We start from the raw sequence: 22,103 nt of genomic DNA, 5'->3' as shown, positions 1-22,103 counted from the left end.
CCCAGGACGCGCCGTCGACGATGGGGTTTCTCATGGTGTTGGCTTTGACGGTCTTGACTTTGATGGAGTCGACTTTGATGGAGTTGGCTTTGATGGTGTCGACGCAGCAGAACGCGTTCAGCGGGACCGGTCATCGCCGCACCTCCACAGGTGTGATGCAGTTCACTAGCCTGCATTTCGGAGGAGATTACTCCCTCATCAGCCGCGATACCGCCCGGTTGGTCGCACCAGGCCTGCTCGGCTTCCCGTTTTCAGTCATTTCTGAACCGTCTTCGTAAAGCCGACCTGGCCTTTTACAGTCAGGCACCTCCGAGATTGACTGAAAACGGGAGACGTCTGGAACCTTGCGGTCGGAGGCCGGGTTGGCCCACGACGTGTCAGGCGTAGCCGCTGTAATCGGTGGCTTTGTTGCCGACCCCTGGCGTCGAAGATCCGTACTCAGCGAGATACGCGGCTTCCCAGCGCGGCCAGTCGAGGAAGCGGTCGCCTGCGTTGTCGCGGTACCGCCGGTAGAGCCGCTTCTTGGTGAGCCACAACGATCCTCGTGCAGTGTTGACGGCGGCTCGTGCGGCTCGACGACCGCGATCGACCTCCACGGGATTCAAGGCAGGTTGTGCCTTGTCGGAGAAGATCGAGCGCTTGGGAGTGCGTGCCATGAGATCTGCCCCCTCGTCTGGTCTGGGGCTCAACTCTTGCAGGTTGGTGGGGCCTTGAAAAGTGTTGCGTCGGTTGCTTGAACGAGCGTCGCGGTGCTCTTGTGTGAACGGCGCATCACCACCGGCGCGTCGAACCCTTTCTGGCGCAGTCGATGCACTGGCGTGCGGCGGGCAAGACGTCGAGCCGTTCGGGATCGATCTGCTCGCCGCACGTCTCACATCGTCCGTACGAGCCACGCTCGACCCGCTCGACTGCGGAATCGATCTCGACCAGCCGGTCGCGCGAACGCTGGAGTTGAGCGACGAGGTGTCCGCGCTCGACGGCGAGCGTCGATCCCTCTGGGTCGTGCTCGTCGTCGGACGCCTCGTCGGAGGTCGCCTCGAGCACCGCGGCCAGCCGTGCAGACAGTGACTCGATCAATTCCACCGTTCGATTGCGCTCTGCCACGAGCGTATCGATGGACTGGTTCTGCGAGGTCATGTCAGCAAGATTCTACGTCGGGGATCTGCCACGTCCGAGGCGCGAACGGGCACCAACATCCTCGCCGAGTAAACATCCCCGTGAGCACAACGGGTGCCACCGACGCACGAACATGACAGCTTGACTTCCCATGACCACTTCTTTGACGCCGGATCGTCCTGCACAGGTCGACGACCGTCCCACCAGTTTCGACCCCGCCACGTTCGACGACGTGTACGCGACCATCGCCGCGGGTGCGGTCGAGCGCGAGCGGTCGCGCACTCTTGCGCACCCCGAGGTCGCGCTGCTGTGGGAGCGTCGTTTCGGCGCACAGCGGCTGCCCGTCGAACTCGGTGGCTCCGGCGCGTCGGTGCGCGACCTGTTCACCGAATTGATCGCGCTCGCCGCAGCAGATTCCAACATCACACAGGCGCTGCGCGTCCACTTCTCGTTTGTCGAAGACCAGCTCATCGCACGTAACGACCGACTGATTTCCGCCATCGCCGACGGCATCCTGGTGGGCAACGCGATCACCGAACCAGGCGCGGGCGCCATCGACGGCTACCGCACCGTACTGACCCGAACGGGCGACGAGTGGCGGTTGAACGGCGAGAAGTTCTACAGCACAGGCTCGTTGTATGCCGACCACATCCTCGTGGCCGCTGATCGCGACGGTGAACGGGTCAGCGTCCTCGTTCCGGCAACACGGGAGGGCGTCAAGCGTATCGACGACTGGCGCGGCTTCGGCCAGCGTCTGACCGCAAGTGGCACAACCATTTTCACCGATGTCGTCGTCCACGACGACGAGATCCTCGGTCCCGGATACGGAGCAGCCGGCCCCACGTATGCCACCGCCTACCTTCAACTGTTCCAGTTGGCCGGCCTCGCGGGTATCGCGCAACGCGCGACCGACGACCTGATCGAATGGGTGTCCAAGCGCGAGCGCACATTCACCCATTCCGTCGCCGATCGTCAGCGTGACGACCCGCTGGTTCAGGAGATCGTCGGACGCCTCTCGGCCACCGCGTTTTCGGCACGATCGAGCGTCCTTGCCGTCGCGGATCTCCTCGACGAACTGCTCGCGAACGACCCCGAGGACGCCGAGGCGATCACGCGGGTCGAGCTTGCCGCAGGACAGGCGCAGGCCGCGATCGCGGCCCAGGTACTCGCGGCGACGAACGAACTCTTCGAGGTCGGCGGGGCGTCGATCGTGGCGGAAGAGCTTGCGCTGGACAGGCATTGGCGCAACGCACGTACCCTTGCCGTGCACAACCCGATCAACCAGAAGCTGCGGTCGATCGGCGACTACCTGCTCAACGGAGCCGATCTACCGTATGCCTGGAGTGCCGGTGTGCGCACCGATACCGCTGCGGGCGCCGGAGACGCGAAGGCATAGTGCCTCACGTCGAGCGCAGATCGATCATCAGGAAGACCTTGTCGTAGCGGCGTTCCCCGAACGCGACGAATCTCGGTAGGCGTCCGTACTCGGTGAAACCCAGGGATTCGTACAGGGACAACGCCGTGATGTTGTCGCCGCGCGCATCCAAGGTGAGTACTTCGACGCCGGCTGCCCTGGCATCGTTGATCAGGGCGGCCGTCAGCGCGCGACCGATCCCCATGCCCTGAGCACTCGGGCTGACGGCGATCTTCTCGATGTCGGCGTGCGGCCGATGCGTCGGCCGGGCATAGCGACTCCAGTAGCCAAGGCCCACAAGCACATCGTCGACGTACGCAGCCCGTAGCGACGCGTCGCCGACTGCGACATGGCTGAGGATCTCGTCGATCAGCTCGGCCACCTCGGCTTCTGCCGGCGGATCAACCCATCCGAGCGCAGCGCCGTCGCGGACCAAGCCGAACAAGATCTGGTGCGCTTCGCGGGCAAACCGCTGGCGCGCCTGCGGATCTCCGGTTAGGCGCGCCGCGTCGACGATCTCGGTGTGCATGGTCGGCAGCATAGCCAACGTGCGCGGCGATGCTCGACGAGCGCGGCGTCGAACTCACTTTCCGGGAGGCCGGAGCTCACCGAAGCGGAAGAACGAATCCCACAGTCCCACATAGGTTGACGAGACGGGACCGCCCGTCGGGTTGGCGTTCGCGTCACCCGGATTCAGCCACTTGTAGGTAATCGTGACGCTGATCGGCGTCGAACCCGTCACCGACACGAAGCCGGTGGGCTTCCCGGCGGAGCCGAGGTACTTTCCGGGTCGGAACAGCAGCACGGCCACGGGCGACGAACCCGTGCCGCCCGACGTGTCGAACGCGGCCCACATCAGTGGCGGGCACCACGGGGTGCGGTCGTTCGACTTGGCGCGCAGCACCCAGTGCAGATCGTTTCGGCCGAGTGGCGGACCTATCTGGCGGAGTCCGCGCTGCACTTCCGACGAAGCGACCGACAGGCATGCTCCGCCGACGGAGGTACCGGCAGCCTGGGCGCCCGGCGGGGCAGCTGCTGCGGGCGCTGCCGCCAGCGACGTCAGGAATGCGGATGCGGCGAGGAAACTCAGTACACGTGTGCGACGACGAGACATTGATGACTCCAAGGTTCGAGTGGACGTTTCCCGGCCCTGTGGGGACTTTCGGCTCGACGTCGTGGCGCGTTAGCCGCCGTACCTTTCGATGCAGGGCAGACGCGCGATCGTTACCGAGTGGACCAGACCCATTGACGGTGGATGGTCGATCTCTGGGCGCATTGCCCGACTGGCTACGCTTGGCCCCATGAGTCTGCTGCTGAACCCTGCCACCAACGACTACTCGCAGTTCGACGCCGAAACCCGCAGGTTGCTGCGCGCGACGATCGACTTTTTCGAGTCCTACGGCAAGGAACGCCTGCTGCAGGCCGATCTGAACGCCGAGTGGGTCAGCGACTTCCTCGAGTTCGAGAAGAAGGAAAAGCTGTTCGCGACGTTCCTCACGCCCGCCGCATATGCCGACGGCGACGAGAACCGACGCTGGGACGCCGCGCGCAATGCCGCGCTCAGCGAGATCTTCGGCTTCTACGGTCTGTCGTACTGGTACGCCGAGCAGGTCACCATTCTGGGTCTCGGGCCGATCTGGATGTCGAGCAACGAGGTCGCCAAAACCAAAGCGGCACAGCAGCTTCTCGATGGCGAGGTGATGGCCTTCGGGTTGTCGGAACGAACCCATGGCGCAGACGTGTACAGCACCGACATGGTGCTGACCGACGACGGTGCGGGCGGATTCACCGCGTCGGGCACCAAGTACTACATCGGCAACGGCAACGTCGCGGGCATGGTGTCGGTATTCGGCCGCCGCGCCGACATCGAGGGACCCGACGGCTACGTGTTCTTCGCCGTCGACAGCAGACACGAGAACTACCGTCTCATCGACAACGTCGTGCACGGACAGATGTTCGTGTCGACCTTCGAGCTCGACAACTATCCGGTCAGCGCCGACGACATCCTGCACACCGGCCCCGAAGCCTTCGCCGCCGCGTTGAACACGGTCAACGTCGGAAAGTTCAACCTGTGTCACGGTTCGGTCGGGATGTGTACGCATTCGCTGTACGAGGCGATCGACCACGCCAACAACCGGATCCTCTACGGCAACCCGGTCACCGACTTCTCGCACGTCCAAGGCAATTTTGTCGACGCGTTCGCGCGACTGTCGGCAATGAAGCTGTTCAGCGACCGCGCCGTCGACTACTTCCGTTCGGCGAGCCTCGACGACCGCCGCTACCTACTGTTCAACCCGGTGACGAAGTCGAAGGTGACCTCCGAGGGCGAAACCGTGATGACCCTGCTACTCGACGCGATCGCCGCCAAGGGCTACGAGAAGAATACGTACTTCCACCAGGCCAACCGCTTCATCGGTTGGCTGCCGCGGCTCGAGGGCACCGTGCACGTCAACGTCGGGCAGATCCTCAAGTTCATGCCCAACTACCTGTTCGGACCGGTCGAGTACCCAGAGATCGAGACGCGACTCGACGCCACCGACGACGCATTCTTCTTCGCGCAGGGGCCTGTCGGCGGTGCGGGCAAGGTGCGCTTCGGCGATTGGACCGCGCCGTACGCGGCGCGTACCGATGTGCCGAACGTCGCGGTGTTCTACGAACAAGCGCAGGCACTGCAGAATCTCTTGCAGACCGCTGCGCCCAGCGCTGAGCAGCAAAAGGACCTCGACTTCGTCCTCACCATCGGACACCTGTTCTCGCTGGTCGTCTACGGACAGTTGATCCTCGAGCAAGCCGCGATCATCGGACTCGACGCCGATCTGCTCAACCGGATCTTCGACTTCCAGATCCGCGACTTCTCCGGCTACGCCGTGTCGCTGTACGGCAAGCCGACGGCCACACCCGAACAGCAGTCGTGGGCGCTCGACGCCGTCCGACGACCCGTCGCCGATGCCGACTCCTTCGACAGGGTCTGGCAGCAGGTGAAGGAGCTCGACGGCGCTTACGTGATGCCTGCCTGACAGCCGGCGATCAGTACAGTCGGCGGTGCGCGACGCCCAGCCGCGTCAACCACCTCGAGGGAGCTCCACATGGACTTACCTGATGACGTCGTCGAACTACTGCGCACGCCCGCACTCTGCTACGTCGCAACCGTGATGCCGGACGGATCACCACAGTTGACCCAGACCTGGGTCGACACCGATGGCAAGCACGTGGTGATCAACGTCGTCGCGGGCATGCAGAAGGCCCGCAATTTCGAAAGGGATCCGCGAGTCGCGGTCGCGGTCTCTGATCCCGCGAATCCAGCGCTGTTCACTCAAATTCGCGGTCGGGTAGTCGAGATGACCACCGACGGAGGCGTCGACTCGATCAACGAGTTGGCGCAGAAGTACACCGGCAGGCCGTACGCCTGGTACGGCGGGCAGGAGCAGACCCGCATCATCGTCACGATCGAGGCCGACCGGATATCGCGGGTGCCGTGACGGCTGCCCGGCCCCGCACCTCATCTGTGCACAGCTACCTTCGGCAGTACAGAAGGTAAATCGCGACAGATGAGGTGCGGGCAAAATCGATATGTCCGTCGATGTTGCGGCAGAACCGAGTTCGTCAGCTCACGGAAGCCCGCAGCCGGGGGAGTTGCTGCAGCGGGTTGATGCGTTCGACCTCGTAGCGCTCATCTGTGGTGAAGACCTTGCTCAATCCGGGAGCGGGATCGCCTGAGCCCTCGACGAACACCATCTGGCTGAACGGCCAGTCGGAGCCGAAGACGATATGCGAGCGCGGCGCGACCTCCAGCACAGATCGCATCGCAGCTTCCGACGCGCTGAGGGCGGTGTCGAAGTAGAAGGTGCGGATCAGTTGTTGCACATCGAGGGCAGAGGGACGAGGCGCACCAACGGGCCAATGGTTGCCGACAGGCGTTTCCGCAACCACGCCGATGCGCCAGGACAGGAAGGGCAGCGTCCCGCCGGCGTGGGCGAGTTGAAACCGGATACCGGGGTAGCGGCGCAGGGTTCCGCCCGCGAGCATCAGGGTCGCCGCTCGAGTGGTATCAAACGTGAACTCTTCGAGGAAATCCGGCAGTGGCAGTGAGGGTTTGGCGTCGTCGGGGATAGCGGCGGGATGGACGAAGACGAACGCCTCGCGGCGGTTGAGTGCCTCCATGAGCGGCTCGAAACGGGGATCGCCGAGGTAGATGCCGTCGTACGCAGACAGCAACACGACGCCGTCGAGGTGGAGAGTGTCGAGTGCGTACTCGAGTTCGGCGATCGAGGCCGCGACGTCGGGCATGGGCAGTACCGCGAATGCGCCGAAGCGGGTGCGGTGTGTGCGAAAGAGCCTGGCGGCGTACGTATTGCAATAGCGGGCAAGATCGCGGGCCTCTTTGCCGCGCAGGAACGACACACCCGGGTCAGACACCGAGAGTGCCTGGGATTGGATCCCCCAGCGGTCCATGAAGTCGATCGCTGCTTCCGGTGACCACTGTGGGGTGGGATATCCGCCAATGGTGATATGGCCGTGTTCGAGCAGTGCGGCACGGTACTCAGGCGGCAGGAAATGGGCGTGAAGATCGATCCGGTACCTTCCGGACGGTGCGGCCGAAGCGGTCGCCGGCACAGCGCTCGTTGCGACGGCGACTCCTGCGGCCGCCGCGCCTGCACCGATCAACAGCGACCGACGGCTCATGCCGAAGGACTCGCCAGTGCTGGGCGAGGACGGGTTGATATCAGCAGTCATCGGTTGTGGGCCTCTCGGGAAATGAGTGTGGACGCTTAGGCGTCATGGGTGAGAACGGCTGTCTGAGAACGGCTTCCGGCGACCAAGTCCAACGCGATGTCGACGAGCATGTCTTCTTGCCCGCCGACCATGCCCCGTCGGCCTGCTTCCACCAGCAGGCTGCGGGCATCGACGTCGTAGCGCTCGGCAATGCTCTCGGCGTGACGCAGAAAGCTCGAGTACACACCGGCGTATCCGAGAGTCAGCGTTTCGCGATCGACGCGCACGGGCCGGTCCTGCAACGGGCGGACGATGTCGTCGGCGGCGTCTTCGAGCGCATTGAGGTCACAGCCGTGTTCGATTCCGGCTCTCGACGCGGCCGCCACGAACACCTCCAACGGAGCGTTGCCCGCGCCTGCGCCCATACCCGCCAGCGACGCGTCGACACGATTCGCGCCATGCTCGACAGCCACGAGCGAGTTGGCCACGCCCAGTGAGAGGTTGTGGTGTGCATGGATGCCGATCTCGGTGTCGCCGTGCAGAACTCCACGCATCGCGTCGCAGCGCTCGGCGACGTCACGCATGGTCATCGCGCCTCCGGAATCGACGACGTAGACACAGGTGGCGCCGTAGGACTCCATCAGCACGGCTTGCCGCGCCAACTCCTGCGGACTGGCCATGTGGCTCATCATCAGAAAGCCGACGGTGTCCATGTCGAGTTCACGGGCAGCGGCGATGTGCTGGGCGGAGATGTCTGCCTCGGTGCAGTGCGTCGCGACCCTCACCGTGCGCGCACCGGCGCCATGAGCGTCCTTGAGGTTCTGCACAGTTCCGATCCCGGGTAGGAGCAGAGTAGCCACAGTCGCTCGTTTCACCACGCCTGCAACGGCTTCGATCCATTCCAGGTCGGTGTGGGCACCAAAGCCGTAGATGCAACTGGAGCCGGCAAGGCCGTCGCCGTGCGCCACCTCAATCGAATCCACACCGGCCGCATCGAGTGCCGTGGCGATGGTGACCGCCTGATCGGTTGTGTACTGGTGCCGGATCGCGTGCATGCCGTCTCGCAGCGTGATGTCGCTGACATACACCTTGCTCACCGTGTGGCTCCTGTTGTCTGCGCGGCATGAACTGCAATGCGTTCGGCGGTGGCTTTCGCAGCCGAGGTCATGATGTCGAGATTGCCTGCGTAGGCGGGCAAGTAGTGGGCTGCGCCCGTCACCTCGAGCATTGTGGTCACCCGCGTGCCGCTGAACTTGCCGGTCTCGGGGATGTAGAGCGGATTCTCCGCGGTGAACGTCTCGAACTGCACACGTTGCTTGAGCCGATAGCCGGGAACATAGGCATTGACGCGCTCGACCATGTCGGTGATCGACGCCTCGATCGCCGTATGGTCGGTGTCGCCGTCGACAAGGCAATACACGGTGTTGCGCATAAGGATTGGCGGGTCGGCCGGGTTGAGGATCATCACTGCCTTAGCGCGCTGCGCACCCCCGACGTCACGCAACGCGGCGGCGGTCGTCTCGGTGAACTCATCGATGTTCGCACGCGTTCCGGGCCCTGCTGATTTGGACGAGATCGACGAGATGATCTCGGCATACGAGACCGGAGCAACTGCGCCGACAGCAGCGGCGATCGGCACGGTCGCCTGACCGCCACAGGTCACCATGTTCAGATTCGGCGCATCCAGATGCTCGTCAAGGTTGACAACGGGCACACAGAACGGACCGATCGACGCAGGCGTGAGGTCGAGCACCCGGACCCCGGTGGGCTTGAGTGTGGACCAATTGGCGCGGTGCGCCCCGGCAGACGTCGCGTCGAAAACCAGTCGCACATCGGCGAATTCGTCCATGGCGAGCAGTCCGTCGACGCCCTCGGCGGTGGTGGCGACGCCGAGTCGTGTGGCACGCGCCAAGCCGTCGGAGCTCGGATCGATCCCCACCATTGCAACCACCTCGAGTGGGCCGTCGCTTCGGAGGATCTTGATCATGAGATCGGTGCCGATATTTCCCGAGCCGATGATGGCAACCGGGTAGCGATGAGTCGTGGTCATCGATGGCTCCCTCAGGTGAAGTCGATGGATACGCGGCCAAGACCGGACAGATCCGCTGCCGCAGTATCGCCGGAGTGAACGAACACGGCTGAGGTGATCGATCCGGACATGACGAACTCGCCGGCCCGCAGCCCGATGTCGAACGCGGCCAGGGCGTTCACCAACCACGCCACCGCCTCGGCAGGGTGACCCAGAACCGCGGTGGCAACTCCGGTGTCGACCTGCTCATCGTTGACGTACAGGGACGCAGAAATGTCGTCGAGGTCGGGTGCGTCGTTGATCGGCACCCACGGACCGAGGACCACCGCGGCAGAGCTGGCGTTGTCGGCGACGGTGTCGCACAGAGTGATTCGCCAGTCAGCGATCCGGCTGTCGACGATCTCCAGGGCAGCACCAACTGCGTCGGTCGCATCAAGGACATCGGCGACGCTGATACCTGGTCCCTGCAGCGGACGGCTGAGCCGGAACGCGATCTCCGGCTCGACGCGCGGCGCACAGAGCGACGACACTGGAATGGCGCCTCCGTCGGGATACACCATGGTGTCGAGAATGAATCCGTAATCGGGCTCGTCGACGCCGAGCAACTGTTGCATGGGCGCTGACGTCAGACCGATCTTGCGGCCGACCAGCCGAGCCCCGTCGTCGAGCAGTCGCGTGAGATTGCGCTGCTGAATCGCATAGGCGCCGGCCACGTCGAAGTCGGGAATGCTCTCGCTCAGCGGGGCAATCGGTGCGCTGTCGAGCAGTGCGGTGTGCAACCTGTCAGCCCAGTCGTCAAGGTCGGCCGGTGGCAGGGGAGAGATCATGAGTCCTCGTCTCGTGGTGATTCGGTGAGTCGGAGTGCGGCATCGATCAACATGCGTCCGTGGAGTTCGAACAGCGCTGGTAGATCGACCGAGTCACCGCCGATCTCCTTGGCGATGAACAGACCGTCGGCGCCCGCCATGGCGTAGGTGGCGAGTTGATCGACAGCGGCCTCGTCGAGATCCGGAGACAGTTCCTTGGCTGCTTCGCGAATTCGGACCTGAGCCTCAGCTCGCACCTGCAGATACATCTCGCGGGCGCGCGGCTCAACTGGTCGGCGTTCCAACGCGAGCATCAGTCCGAGCCGCAGGAAGTCGGGTGACTCCAGCAGCGCCTTGGCCACCTGCATGGTCATCTCCGCGACCCGGTCACGAGCCGTCCCGTCGTCGGGCATGCTCCACGCCGACAGCCATCGACCGAAGCTTCGCTCGGTGACTGCCGCGATGAGGTCGTCCTTGTCGGTGAAATGCCAATAGATCGAACTCGCAGGCAACCCGCACCGCTTGCTCACGAGGTTGATACTCGTTCCCTCGTAGCCACGCTCACTGGCGATTTCTGTTGCCGCGTCGAGGATTTTGGCTCTCGACGTCTCGCCATTCGCTCGACGTCGCCGCGATGTCTCTGCCATCGGATCACCCTTCTCGATTGGTCGGGGAGTGGCCGCAATTGCCGTAGTGGTCATTACAGTAAGTCCTTGACGGCCCGTGGTCAAGGTCTTAGCGTAGTGATCACTACAGCTCGCTTATGTGGCATCTCGCCCTGGTGGCGAGGTCAGGCTCTAGGAGACTTCCGTGTCCGACATTCCGCACTACGACGTGGCGATCATCGGCTATGGCCCCACCGGGGTCACCGCGGCCAACCTCCTCGGTCAACAAGGACTGAATGTGGTTGTGCTCGAACGTGATCCGGACGTCTACGGTCGCGCCCGCGCAATTTCAACAGACGAGGAGGTCATGCGTATCTAACAGCAGGTGGGCCTGGCCGACACCCTGCAGCGCGACATGCTGCCCGGCGGCGTCGTCGCATTTGTCGACGCCGAGGGCAAGCCGTTTTCGGAGGTGCAGCCGGCATCACGAGGCGCTGGTCACCCACCGCAGCAGTTCATCTACCAACCTGCCGTCGACACGACGCTGCGCGCCGGAGTGGAACGGTTTGCCAATGTCACAGTGCTGACGAGGCACGAAAGCCTCAAGGTGCTCAGCGGTGCCGACGACGTCGAGATCCTGGCCGCCGACCTGGCCGACGACAGCTTCGTTCGGATTCGCGCGTCGTATGTGATTGCCGCGGATGGAGGGTCGTCGGCGACCCGGGGACAACTGGGCATCGGCTACCAGGGCACGACCTACACCGAGCGATGGGTTGTCATCGACACAAAGGTGCTCCGCGACTGGGAAGGTAGCTCGCGCTTACGTTTTCATTGCGACCCGGCGCGTCCCACCGTTGACTGTCCGACGCCGCTCGGGCATCACAGGTGGGAGTTCCCGGTCCGCGACGGCGAAGACGAGAAGTATCTCGCTACACACCAAGCTATTTGGGACATCCTGAAGAGTCAGGGCATCACCGAGGAGAACGTCGAGATCCTCCGCGCAGTCGTCTACAGCCACCATGTCCGGGTAGCCGACCGTTGGCGTGTGGGCCGGGTATTCCTGGCAGGCGACGCCGCGCACGCGATGCCGCCATGGATCGGACAGGGGATGGCGTCGGGCGTACGCGACGCTGCCAACCTGTGCTGGAAACTCGCCGCAGTTGTCGACGGAAGTCTTCCGGAGTCAGCACTCGACAGCTATCAGGTCGAACGTGAGCCCCACGTGCGCGAGACAACCGATCATGCCGTATTCGCCGGCAAGGTGATCACCGAACGTCGCCCATGGGCGGCAAGCCTGCGCAACAACGTCTTTCGGTTCGCATCCAGGTTCTCCATCTACACGCGCTGGATGGTGGACAACAAATGGATCCCCAATGCCCACTATTCCGACGGGCTCTTCAGCGAGCAGACCCACCCCGCCCGGGGATGGCAGATCCCTCAGCCGTGGGTGCTTGACGAGCACGGAACGCGAATTCACCTCGACGACGTGCTCGACGGTCGCTGGGTCGTGCTCGGTCTCGACGAACGCGACCACACCGCGTGGCACTCGCGCGGCGTCGAAGTGCTGAGAGTACTGCCGGCTGGTGCACGGCCGGCCCCCGACGCCATCGTCGACGCCGACGGCACACTGCGGACGTGGTTCAGCACGCACCATGCTTCGGCCGTTGCACTGCGCCCCGACGGCTTCGTCTACTGCGCTGCCGACTCCGGACACACCCTCCCAACGCCCCCCGCAGGATTGCGTGCGGCGACCGCCACCTCACGATGAAGGAAGCCTGATGTTGGCCCCTCACAACGCATCCCACACCGTCACAGTCAATGGCGATACCGAGATCTTCTACACCGAGATCGGTACCGGCGACCCAGTCGTTCTGCTACACGGAGGCGGACCAGGTGCCTCCGGTATGTCGAACTACGCGCGCAACGTCGACGCCCTGGCCAGCCGATTCCGTGTGATCGTGCCCGACCTGCCCGGCTACGGTCGTAGCAGCAAGAACCTCGAGCAAACCGACCCGTTCGGCGCGCTTGCCGAGGCGATCCGCGCCCTACTCGATCACCTCGGACTCGACACCGCCCACCTGGTGGGCAACTCCTACGGCGGCGCCTGCGCGCTGCGGCTGGCCTTGGACACCCCGCACCGCGTCGACCGGCTGGTGCTCATGGGACCGGGCGGGATCGGCACCACGCGCGGGGCGCCCACCAAGGGACTTAATGCACTACTCGGCTACTACACGGGCTCCGGGCCCAGCCGCGACAAGCTCGAAACCTTCATCCGCACTTACCTCGTCTACGACGCCGAAGCGGTACCGGAGAGCGCAATCGAGGAGCGCTATCGGGCCTCGATCGACCCCGACGTCGTCGCACATCCGCCGCTGCGACGTCCCTCGGGTCTCGGCGCGCTGAAAACCCTGTGGCGCATGGACTTCACCCGCGACTCGCGCCTCCAGACACTCCCGAACCGCACGTTGGTCATCTGGGGCCAGAACGACAAGGTCAACCGGCCGGCCGGGGGACAGATGCTGGTCGACGCCATGCCCAACGCCGACCTGCTGATGCCGGCGCGAACCGGCCATTGGGTTCAGTGGGAACGAGCCGACCTGTTCAACAAGGTTGTGACCGACTTCCTCGACGGCACCTACGCATGAGCGGCCCGATGTTGAGCGCCTCGACGACCGTCGCACCGTCGGTGTTCGGGAACGTACACCTCGGCTACATCGTCATCGAAAGCCAAAAGTTCAGTGAGTGGCGACGATTCGGGAAAGACGCCATCGGAATGCACCTCGATGAGTTGTCGCCAGACGTGATTCGGTTCCGTCTCGACGATCACCAAGCACGGTTCATCATCGTGCGCGGCCCCGCCGAAGACGTCGTCGCCCTCGGATGGGAACTCGACAAGCATGAGGCATTCGACCAGATCGTTGGTCGGGTCACCGGCCGAGGTGTGCCGACTGTGGCCGGCACCGAAGAAGATGCCGCAGTCCGCGGAGTGGAACGCCTGATCCGCTTTCCCGGTCCCAACCGTCTGGCCCAGGAGATCTTCACCCGTGCCCGAGTGACCGATGCACCACTGGCGATGACCAACCAACACGGATTCGTCACCGGCACATCAGGAATGGGGCACGTGGCGATCACGTCTACCAAACCGCAGCAGATGCGCGGCTACTACAACACCGTCTTCGACGTCCGGCTCACCGACTACATCGACGAGACGATCAGCGGCGCCAAGCTCAAGATCCGATTCCTGCGGGTGAACGAGCGTCATCACTCGATCGCCATCGCCAATGTCCGTGCCCTGCCGATCAATCCGATCAGGACTCGCGTTCAGCACCTCAACATCGAGGTCGCATCCCTCGACGACATGACCCAGGCATATCAGCGGGTCAAGCAACTCGGCTTCGACATGGCGCTCTCCGTCGGCCAGCACACCAACGACAAAGAGCTCTCGTTCTACGCACAGAGCCCATCCGGTTTCGAATGGGAGGTCGGCTGGAACCCGATCACCGTCGACGAGAAGACGTGGGAACCGACTACCCACAAGGGGATCAGCATCTGGGGGCACACACCAGAAGGTCAGACGATCATCGAGAAACTCGACCAGTTCCGCCGCGGCGCGCTCTCGCTCCGGCACGACGAAGATCCCGTCACTGCGCTTGCAGGCGTAGGGATTCCGGATAACTGACCGAAAGAACTACGGAGAACCCATCACCATGCCGCGCATAGACACCCACCACCACGTCATCCCTCCGTTCTATCGAGCGGCGCTCCAAGCCGCGGGGATCGACGCGGCCGGAGGACGCGACCTACCCGCCTGGACCCCCGAGCTATCGCTCGAAGCAATGGATGCGTTGGCGGTCAGCACCGCCATTCTTTCGGTGTCGACGCCGGGAACAACCTTCCTCGACGAACCACGCGCCGCCGCCCGTCTCGCGGCGCAGATCAACGACTACTGCGCAGAACTCGCCGGTGGTGCGTCGAGCCGGTTTGGGTTCTTCGCGACGCTGCCGACACCACACCCGACACTGGCCGCGACCGAAGCGATCCGAGCGCTCGACGATCTGAACGCCGACGGCGTTGTCTTACTTGCCAACTCGGCGGGAAGGTACCTGGGCGAGGACGGACTCGAGCCGCTCTGGGAAGAACTCAATGCACGCGGATCGGTCGCGTTCATTCATCCGGCTGAACTCCCTAGTCCGGCAGTAGCGGGAATTCCACCGTTCGCAACGGACTTTCTCCTGGACACAACGCGCGCCGCATATCTGCTCGTCAGCAACAACATTCGGCAGCGGTACCCCAATATTCGCCTTCTCCTGAGCCACGGAGGCGGATTCGTACCCTACGCCGCGCACCGCATGGCGATCGCAATAGCCGGTAGCACGGGCCGCAGCATTGTTGACATTCTCGACGACTTCCGCAGCTTCTATTTCGACCTTGCACTCACCGCCAGCAACGCATCGTTGCCCAGTCTGCTGGCGTTCGCGCAGCGCGGACACATTACCTACGGCTCGGACTGGCCCTTCGCGCCCACGGTCGCCGGCGCCTACTTCACCGCGAACCTGGAGAACTACCCAGACCTCGACGCCGCGCAGCGCGACGCGATCGAATGGTCCAACGCGGCACAGATGTTCCGGCAGCCGTAGCTGGGCGCACCTCATCTGTGTCGATTCACCTTCGGCGGTGCCGAAGGTGGCTTGCGACAAATAAGGTGCGAGCGTTCGTCGCGTATTCAGACTCGGCAGTCACCTGAACCGACTCGACCGATTCTCAGCGAAACGCGGCGACGCCCATCCCAATTGCGCCGAGCACTGAGAGCCAGGTGCGCACCGCGTTCCACGTCCCCCAGGTACTGGCAAACGTGGCCCAGTCCACCGTTCCAGCGGCAAGCCGTTGATTGAGGGGCACGTTGATCGCCACGGTCGTCACGGACGCTACGACGACGAGCACCGCACCGATCACGCCGGCAAGTCCGCGAACGTCACGAGGACCGAATGCAACGATCCCGACCACGACGGCCACCGCCAGCACCGGCGCGAGGAAGAAGACCGCGAGGAACGGTGGACGCTCCACAGCGGAGTTCATCCTGCGCATCGCGTCAGCGCCGTCGACTCCGCTCAGGGCCGCTATCACCGTGGCGTAGGCGAAGTAGAAGCCAGCGAGCACCGCGCTGCAGAGCACGGCCGACCCGATCAGCAATTTCATTGTCATGACTACAAGCATCGGTCGACTCTTTGGCGTTATCCATGCCGAAACGGCTGATTTTCATACGCGAACGTCTAATCTAAGGTCGTGGACCCTCTGTTCAGGATGTTGTCGGGGCTTCGAGCACAGGGCCTGTTCTCACTGCGGCTGTCCATGAGCGCACCGTGGTCGGTCGACATCGACGACGGCGCTCCACTGACCGTGATCGCTGTCGACCGCGGATCGGCGTGGCTCGTCCGACCGGAAGAGGAAGTGCTTCTGACCGCGGGGCAGGTCGCGTTGGTTGCGCACGGGCCGCGCTACGTGGTCGCCGACGAACCCGACCGCGCCCCGACCGTTCGAATTGTGGAGGGCGGCAAGTGCATTGCGCTCCACGAGTCGATGCAGTCTGCGATACACCGAGGTCTGCTGACGTGGGGCAATCACAGCGACGGAGCTGACCAACTCCTCGTCGGAACCTATGCGTCGGCGTCTCAGGTCGGGCGACACCTCATCGAGCAGTTACCCGACTTCACGGTGCTACCGCCCGGCAGCGTCGACGAAACGACACTCGCTCTGTTGCGTCAGGAACTCGCCGACGCGAAACCGGGACACAGCTTCGTCATCGACCGCCTGCTCGACGTTGTGGTGGCCTCCGCAATTCGCGCCGCGGGACCCTTGGCTGGACCGGGGTGGTTGTCCGGCACACTCGATCCGACGGTTGCCGGCGCTCTCGATCTCATCCATGAGTCACCCGAGAAGCCTTGGACCGTAACAGCACTCGGCGCCGCGCTCCACGTTTCCAGGTCCGGCTTGGCCGCCAAGTTTCGTGACAGCGTGGGGGAGACGCCCGCGAGATACCTCACGCGCTGGCGGATGACCCTGGCTGCCGACGCACTCGTCGGATCCGACGACGGCCTCGAGACGATTGCCCGGCGGATCGGCTACGGGTCAGCGTTCTCGTTCAGCAACGCGTTCAAGACGATGCACGGGACAAGCCCGTCGCACTACCGCCGCGAGCGTCAATGAGGGTGGCGAGAAGATCTGTGCCGCTTCGAAAGTGGTGACGCGTCGTCGTGAGTCACGCGCGGGCGGCCCTCGAGACCGCACCTCATCTGTGACGGTTTACCTTCTGCACTGCCGAAGGTGCCGAGCGACAGACGAGGTGCGGATCCGCTCATCGCGCACCAGGGTTGGCGTACGGCGGTGGCCCGGCGCCGCCGCGGCTTACGGCACGGCGGCAAAACGCCCAGCCAGGAACGGCGTCGAATCAACGAGCGAAGCCTGCATTGTGCTGTCATGAGTGGTGGGGTATCCGTGGAAGTTCACCGTGGCGCCCGACGCTCTCATGTCTTTCACCAGCGACGCGGTGACCGGATAAATCGCAGTGTCGTCGAAGTACCCCTCAGCGATGAACAGCGGCTTGGTGAATCCTGACGTGGGAATGTGCTGCATCTCAGCGAAGGCGGCGGAGATGCGCGGGTCGTCGGGAGTCTTCGCGAAGAGCTTCGAGATCTGCACATTTGCCAGCTCGGCATTCATCTGGTCGTCGCACTTGTCGTTCGCCTCGTTCATGAGGCGGTTGCCCAGCGGGCTCAGATAGCTGGCGATGTTCAGCTCCGGGTATGCCGCCTGGATACCCGCGAGAGTGAACACCACGTAGGCCGTGGCGTCTTCAATCGGTACGGGAAGGGACGCGTGCGGCGCCAGCCCGATCACGTATGGGGCGAGACGGTCGAAGTATCCGGTGAGTCCGGTGGACACCGACCCGACGAAGCGTAGATCGGGTGCGTACTGTTCCGCCACGCTGGCCGCCGCCACGGACGCCTGTCCGCCTTGCGACTGCCCGATGGCGGCCCACCTCGTGGAGATCACCGAGGGCATGAGCTGGTGCGCGGCGCGCACCATGTCGATGACGTTGTAGCCCGGCGTTTGGGCATCGGCGTAGGGGTGGTGACCGGTGCCGTCGATGCCGTAGGTGCCCAAGCCGTAATAGTCGCTGGCGACGACGGCATACCCCAGGCGCAGCCAGTGCGACAGGTAGTTGTTGTCCCTGTCGCGGTAGACCGGCCCGTGAATCGATGGGGCACATTGATTTCCGATGCCGACCGTGCCGTGAGCCCACGACAACACCGGGTAGCCGCCGGGTGGCGGCGGTGTCGTCGGGAGGAAGATCGCACCACTGGACAAGCCTGGTCGTCCCTGAGGGCCGCGAGTCCAATAGACGACGCGGCGCTGCTTCCCGGCGTCGGCGCCATTGATGGTCCACACCGACGTGGGGAGCGGCTCAGAGGAAATCGCGGTGCCGTTGGCCATTGCGGCCGCGGCCTGCCCGGGGAGCGCGAGACTCAGGCCGGTTACGGCGGTTGCGACTGCAATCGCGACAGCGACAACTCTTCTCCGCCACGGAATTTCACGCATACTCGATCCTTATCCTTAATCTGAAGTAGCCGACGCAGTGACGTCGAGGAGACGCGCCCGCACGGCCGCATCCGACGTCGAAATCGTGGCCGCGATTGTTCGACGTGCGGTCACATCTACATCGTTGACCATCGTCGGACTGCGCAGAACCATGACATGTCGATAACCCCCTATACCCGGTATGGGGGAGCGTGTGGCGATGCGCCTGCTGCCGCGCCGATACGCCGATGGATGCGCGGGTGGTCGAGATACGTTGTCCGCGTGATCATGTCGTCGACGGCCGAGGCGACCGCGGAGATCACGCGGTCCTGCGCGGCCTCGGCCGGTGTGACGCGATGCTTGGTGCGAGCCCTGGGACGGAATGCGAGGAGGATGTCGCGGCGAATCTCGGGCAGCTCGATCAGGTGTACACCGATGGGCACCTGGGCTGCGACGATGGCGGGTATGGCCGCGACGCCGCTGCCGGATTTCACGAAGGTGAAGATGGCCGCGTAGTCGTCGATCCGAGCGCCGACGTCGACTTCTATCCCCCGGTTTTGGAAGAAGGCCATCGTCGCGCGATCGAACGCATCGTTGGCTGTGCCGAGGATCCAGCGCTGTCCCCGCAACGGTGTCAGGTCGTATTCGCCGGCAGCGGAGATGGTGAACTGGTCGAAGAGGCTGTCTGGCACGGCGAGATACGCCGGTTCTGAGCCCAGCCCGACCACCGTGTATTCGCGGTGGTCGATATCGGGTGGAAAGTGCGGCGCGGCGAACACCAGCGCGACATCCAGTGTGCCGTCGGCGAGCCGTGTGGCCAGTGCGCTGTTCTCGTCGAGAAGGTACTCCACCGAGGTACCGCTGGCGTTTATCGCCAGGTGCAGGGTCGGAAACATCGCGGCACCGAAGCTCGGGAACGCGCCGAATCGCACGACCGCGGACTGTCCGCGCCGCCAGGTGCGCGCATCGGCGACAATCTGGTCGCAGAGTTGCACTATCGACTCGCCGGTGGCGACCACGGACATGCCGAGCGGGGTGACGCGAGTACCGCGGGCAGTTCGGTCGACCACCGGAGATGCCAGCAGTCGCTCGAGCTTGCGCAGGTGGTGGTCCACGGTCGGGAAACTCCAGCCCAGCGCCGACGCTGCAGCCGAGATCGAGCCCGACTCTCTGACCGCGATGAGTGCGTGCAGACCGCGCAGATCCAGTGCCTGTACGTCGAACTCACCACCCTCGGACGGCGCGCCGCTCGCCGTCACGACCGTGTCCGTGCTGCCACGAAGCACCGCGCGACCGACGACCGACGGCGGTCGGGACGACGGACCACAACTGGCGAGTGCATATCGACCTCCTCCGATCGACGCGAGCGACGGCCGATGCCGCCGTGATACCCGGTGGCCGGTGAGCTGTCCGGCCGGCGCTGTGATGGGGCGTGTGAGCGGTAAATATGTCACGGGTAGTAGGTCGCTGCAATCGGCGGAGGTGGTCGTGTGTGGCGCTTCATAGCGTCCACGACTGTGCTTGCCCTGACACTGTTGATCGGTCAACGGTTACTCCTGCACAGTCGGTGTGCCCGTGCGACATGATCGGGCGAACACGCACGAGCCGAGCACCCATCACGCTCCGCCGGCCGCGCCACCACTTTGCTTGCGGCGTCGATCAGATGGCGGTTGAGGCGATGATGTCCGCCGCGGTCGCGGCCGCGTTCGTCGCGGCCAGCTGTTGGTACACAAGGAAACTCACCGGAAAGCCGGGAAGGTGATTCGGGTCGCCGGGACCATCGGAGATCCCGCGTAGGCCGACGAAGGGTATGGCGTGCGACGCCGCAACCCCGGCGACGGCGGCGGTCTCCATGTCGGAGGTGAGATAGCCCGAACCCGAATCGACGTCGGCGAACAGGGTTGTGAGTACACGGGGATCGGTACGGGCAAGCGTATCGACGTCGCGACGAGTCTCCTCAGGGTCTGCGAACGAGCATGGCCTGCAACCGGTCGCGGAGCCACTGCCGGGTACACACGGAAACGTGAATCCTTGGTATGGGTCCTGCTGAGCCCCTTACCGCCGACCACCACCCGCGGTTCTCGGTGCAGATCGATCGGCGGCACCCAGGGCAGCTTGCATCCGCAGGGCGCCAGCGGATTCACGCCGTCGGTGACATGGTTCAGGTGCGGGTGTGCGGCCCGCGCGGCAGCCAGCAGTGTGGGATCCGCGGGAAGTGCCCGTCCTGTGCGGGTGAGGTACCACGTTGCCGGAACCGCGACATCGCCGATGCCCGCCGGCGGTAACCCACCTGCCGTGCCGGAGAAGACGATCCGGGCAATCCGAAGGCCGTGCCGCGAGCAGGTGAGGTCCGCGAACGATGCGTTGGCGGTTCGGGTGGCGTTGACGATGCCGACTCCTGTCATCGCTGCGACGATCGGCTTGCCCCGGATCTCGGTCCGGTAAAAGGTGACTCCGTCATCGGTCCACCGGTCCCGGACGCCGGACGACTTCGCGAGAACCGCGGACAACTCTGCTGGATACGCCGACGTCACCAGAGTGACTGGCCGACAGACGGGTTGCGCACCGGCAGGCGCGGATACCACACATGCCAGCGCGAGCATCGAGGCCGAAACGCAGAGCAGAAGCAATCGCCTCAACCGACCTGGCGTCTCATGCCCCGGAGTCGGTTCGGCTGTGTACCGGGCGACTCTCCGCAGCGTGCGCCGTGATCGTGGCCGGGCTTGTTCGACGTGCAGTCACGTCTACATCGTCGACCATCGTCGGACTGCGCAGAACCATGACATTTCGATAGCCCTCCATACGCGGTATGGGGGGCTACGCGCGGCGCCACCTCCCCGTGTGGGGGAGGCGGCGTGGCGTCGTGAACTTCAGGCTGTGATGAGTTCGTCGTCGGACTTGTTCTTCTCGGCGTATCCGGGAGGTCCGAAGAGGTAGCCGAGGCGTCCGCGCCACGTGTGAGCGCGCGCTGTGTCGCGAAGCATGTTCACTGTCTCGACGTAGTTGTACTTGATGGGATTCTGGGTCTCGACGTCGTGGAGAAGCCCGTACCGCACCGGCTCGGTCTCCTCGGCATACGAACCGAAAATGCGATCCCAGATGATGAACACACCGCCATAGTTCTTGTCGATGTAGGGCTGGTTCGATCCATGGTGCACGCGGTGGTGGGACGGGCTGTTGAAAATGAACTCCCAAGGCGCCCAGAGCTTGTCGATACGTTGGGTATGGAACGGAATCTGGAAGAGGAGACCGGCGGTGTTGAGTAGGAGAATCATCCAGACCGGGAATCCCAGTAGGGCCGCGGGGAGCCAGGCGAGGCTGCGCAGTGTGTAGGACACAGGGTGAAACCAGGGCAGCCGCAGGTTTGTGGACAGATTGAAGTAGTTGCTGGAGTGGTGGACGCTGTGGGCGGCCCAGAGGAGCCGGATGCGATGGTCGCCGCGGTGCGCCCAGTAGTAGCAGAAGTCGGTGACGACCAGGCATGCCACCCACACCCACCAGTGCTTGGCCGACAAGTGCAGCGGCGTCAGCGCTGAGGCAACGACGATCGTCGAGAACGGCAGGATGTACTGAGTAAGCGCCTTGGCGGCCGTGTTGATCAGGTACGTGGCCCAGTTTCCGACGTAGTCGAGCACAGATCGTTTGGAGAACGTGTGGGTGGCGTCGCGGTCTCGTCTGTGGTCAACGTATTCGACGATAGAGAGCAAGATAAATGCAGGTACAGCTGCGAGGAGCAAGGTACTTGTTGCGTTCATGTGCAGAACACTAGAGCTTGTCAAGATGTTTGTGTAAGAACGTGACTCCTGATTTTTGTGTGCTTGCTGTTGCGGTCTAGGTGAGGTGGG

22 protein-coding genes and 2 pseudogenes are annotated in these 22,103 nt (G+C 64.0%); 9 read left to right on the top strand and 15 right to left on the bottom strand.

Annotated elements, in window-relative coordinates:
- The first annotated feature begins 20 nt into the window (after nt 1-20).
- A complete protein-coding gene (locus tag A5788_RS24090; protein WP_005203068.1) occupies nt 21-278 on the top strand; it encodes a hypothetical protein in 258 nt (85 codons plus the stop codon).
- 99 nt (nt 279-377) lie between these two features.
- Here the strand turns inward: A5788_RS24090 and A5788_RS15210 are convergent, their stop codons facing one another.
- Together A5788_RS15210 and A5788_RS15205 are read right to left on the bottom strand one after the other, a co-directional pair.
- Complete coding sequence (locus tag A5788_RS15210) at nt 378-656, bottom strand: hypothetical protein (protein ID WP_005203070.1); 279 nt, start codon at nt 654-656, stop codon at nt 378-380.
- A 115-nt stretch (nt 657-771) separates the two neighbouring features.
- Nucleotides 772-1,137 carry a TraR/DksA family transcriptional regulator gene (locus A5788_RS15205; RefSeq protein ID WP_005203071.1) on the bottom strand — a complete coding sequence of 122 codons (366 nt, stop codon included), beginning with the start codon at nt 1,135-1,137 and terminating at the stop codon, nt 772-774.
- A 130-nt stretch (nt 1,138-1,267) separates the two neighbouring features.
- Here A5788_RS15205 and A5788_RS15200 point away from each other — a divergent pair, with 130 nt between their 5' ends.
- Nucleotides 1,268-2,512, top strand: coding sequence for an acyl-CoA dehydrogenase family protein (locus A5788_RS15200; RefSeq protein WP_005203073.1), 1,245 nt, complete (start codon nt 1,268-1,270; stop codon nt 2,510-2,512).
- Nucleotides 2,513-2,516: 4 nt separating this feature from the next.
- On the opposite strand, the gene A5788_RS15195 is transcribed toward A5788_RS15200, so the two are convergent.
- Nucleotides 2,517-3,059: a GNAT family N-acetyltransferase gene (locus A5788_RS15195; RefSeq protein ID WP_141630789.1), complete on the bottom strand. Its 543-nt coding sequence runs from the start codon at nt 3,057-3,059 to the stop codon at nt 2,517-2,519.
- A 54-nt stretch (nt 3,060-3,113) separates the two neighbouring features.
- Nucleotides 3,114-3,644 carry an LppP/LprE family lipoprotein gene (locus A5788_RS15190; RefSeq protein WP_005203077.1) on the bottom strand — a complete coding sequence of 177 codons (531 nt, stop codon included), beginning with the start codon at nt 3,642-3,644 and terminating at the stop codon, nt 3,114-3,116.
- A gap of 187 nt (nt 3,645-3,831) precedes the next feature.
- Between A5788_RS15190 and A5788_RS15185 the strand changes: the two genes are divergently transcribed.
- A complete protein-coding gene (locus A5788_RS15185; protein ID WP_005203079.1) occupies nt 3,832-5,547 on the top strand; it encodes an acyl-CoA dehydrogenase in 1,716 nt (571 codons plus the stop codon).
- 69 nt (nt 5,548-5,616) lie between these two features.
- Entirely contained in the window at nt 5,617-6,009 is a 393-nt protein-coding gene (locus A5788_RS15180; protein ID WP_005203081.1) for a TIGR03618 family F420-dependent PPOX class oxidoreductase, read from the top strand.
- Nucleotides 6,010-6,133: 124 nt separating this feature from the next.
- On the opposite strand, the gene A5788_RS15175 is transcribed toward A5788_RS15180, so the two are convergent.
- The 5 genes from A5788_RS15175 to A5788_RS15155 are packed head-to-tail and all read right to left on the bottom strand — an operon-like array spanning nt 6,134 to nt 10,725.
- A complete protein-coding gene (locus A5788_RS15175) occupies nt 6,134-7,264 on the bottom strand; it encodes an amidohydrolase family protein (protein ID WP_064868365.1) in 1,131 nt (376 codons plus the stop codon).
- Between the two features lie 35 nt (nt 7,265-7,299).
- Nucleotides 7,300-8,340, bottom strand: coding sequence for a 4-hydroxy-2-oxovalerate aldolase (gene dmpG, locus A5788_RS15170; protein WP_005203086.1), 1,041 nt, complete (start codon nt 8,338-8,340; stop codon nt 7,300-7,302).
- Nucleotides 8,337-9,293, bottom strand: a complete 957-nt coding sequence (locus A5788_RS15165; protein WP_064868362.1) for an acetaldehyde dehydrogenase (acetylating) — start codon at nt 9,291-9,293, stop codon at nt 8,337-8,339. The genes dmpG and A5788_RS15165 overlap by 4 nt, the downstream gene beginning before the upstream one ends.
- Before the next feature lie 11 nt (nt 9,294-9,304).
- A complete protein-coding gene (locus A5788_RS15160; protein WP_064868359.1) occupies nt 9,305-10,099 on the bottom strand; it encodes a 2-keto-4-pentenoate hydratase in 795 nt (264 codons plus the stop codon).
- Nucleotides 10,096-10,725, bottom strand: coding sequence for a TetR/AcrR family transcriptional regulator (locus tag A5788_RS15155; RefSeq protein ID WP_005203092.1), 630 nt, complete (start codon nt 10,723-10,725; stop codon nt 10,096-10,098). Before A5788_RS15155 ends, A5788_RS15160 begins: the two co-directional genes overlap by 4 nt.
- A gap of 163 nt (nt 10,726-10,888) precedes the next feature.
- Here A5788_RS15155 and mhpA point away from each other — a divergent pair.
- From mhpA to A5788_RS15135, 4 genes and pseudogenes are all read left to right on the top strand, one after another.
- Nucleotides 10,889-12,451, top strand: a pseudogene (gene mhpA, locus A5788_RS15150) (bifunctional 3-(3-hydroxy-phenyl)propionate/3-hydroxycinnamic acid hydroxylase MhpA).
- A gap of 10 nt (nt 12,452-12,461) precedes the next feature.
- A complete protein-coding gene (locus tag A5788_RS15145) occupies nt 12,462-13,328 on the top strand; it encodes an alpha/beta fold hydrolase (protein ID WP_005203097.1) in 867 nt (288 codons plus the stop codon).
- Complete coding sequence (locus A5788_RS15140) at nt 13,325-14,362, top strand: VOC family protein (protein ID WP_231894065.1); 1,038 nt, start codon at nt 13,325-13,327, stop codon at nt 14,360-14,362. Before A5788_RS15145 ends, A5788_RS15140 begins: the two co-directional genes overlap by 4 nt.
- A gap of 28 nt (nt 14,363-14,390) precedes the next feature.
- Entirely contained in the window at nt 14,391-15,320 is a 930-nt protein-coding gene (locus A5788_RS15135) for an amidohydrolase family protein (protein ID WP_005203101.1), read from the top strand.
- A gap of 124 nt (nt 15,321-15,444) precedes the next feature.
- On the opposite strand, the gene A5788_RS15130 is transcribed toward A5788_RS15135, so the two are convergent.
- The gene (locus A5788_RS15130) at nt 15,445-15,885 is read right to left on the bottom strand and encodes an anthrone oxygenase family protein (RefSeq protein WP_231894064.1); all 441 of its coding nucleotides are present in this window, start codon (nt 15,883-15,885) and stop codon (nt 15,445-15,447) included.
- A gap of 81 nt (nt 15,886-15,966) precedes the next feature.
- Between A5788_RS15130 and A5788_RS15125 the strand changes: the two genes are divergently transcribed.
- Entirely contained in the window at nt 15,967-16,887 is a 921-nt protein-coding gene (locus tag A5788_RS15125) for an AraC family transcriptional regulator (RefSeq protein ID WP_231894063.1), read from the top strand.
- Nucleotides 16,888-17,085: 198 nt separating this feature from the next.
- On the opposite strand, the gene A5788_RS15120 is transcribed toward A5788_RS15125, so the two are convergent.
- The 5 genes and pseudogenes from A5788_RS15120 to A5788_RS15105 form a co-directional block, all read right to left on the bottom strand.
- Nucleotides 17,086-18,279 (bottom strand): lipase family protein, encoded by a 1,194-nt coding sequence (locus A5788_RS15120; protein WP_064868353.1) that lies wholly within the window; start codon nt 18,277-18,279, stop codon nt 17,086-17,088.
- Between the two features lie 170 nt (nt 18,280-18,449).
- Entirely contained in the window at nt 18,450-19,517 is a 1,068-nt protein-coding gene (locus A5788_RS15115) for a LysR family transcriptional regulator (protein WP_197494447.1), read from the bottom strand.
- Between the two features lie 400 nt (nt 19,518-19,917).
- Nucleotides 19,918-20,112 (bottom strand): phosphorylase family protein, encoded by a 195-nt coding sequence (locus tag A5788_RS24315; protein WP_082937820.1) that lies wholly within the window; start codon nt 20,110-20,112, stop codon nt 19,918-19,920.
- 380 nt (nt 20,113-20,492) lie between these two features.
- A pseudogene (locus tag A5788_RS24595) lies at nt 20,493-20,861 on the bottom strand (phosphorylase family protein); the annotation flags it as partial.
- Between the two features lie 267 nt (nt 20,862-21,128).
- The gene (locus A5788_RS15105; RefSeq protein WP_064868347.1) at nt 21,129-22,013 is read right to left on the bottom strand and encodes a sterol desaturase family protein; all 885 of its coding nucleotides are present in this window, start codon (nt 22,011-22,013) and stop codon (nt 21,129-21,131) included.
- Nucleotides 22,014-22,103: the final 90 nt, after the last annotated feature.

Origin of the sequence: Gordonia sp. 852002-50816_SCH5313054-c (assembly GCF_001665925.1) — a bacterium.
GTDB classification, from domain to species: domain Bacteria; phylum Actinomycetota; class Actinomycetes; order Mycobacteriales; family Mycobacteriaceae; genus Gordonia; species Gordonia jacobaea.
This window is presented reverse-complemented; position numbering and strand designations above follow the sequence as displayed.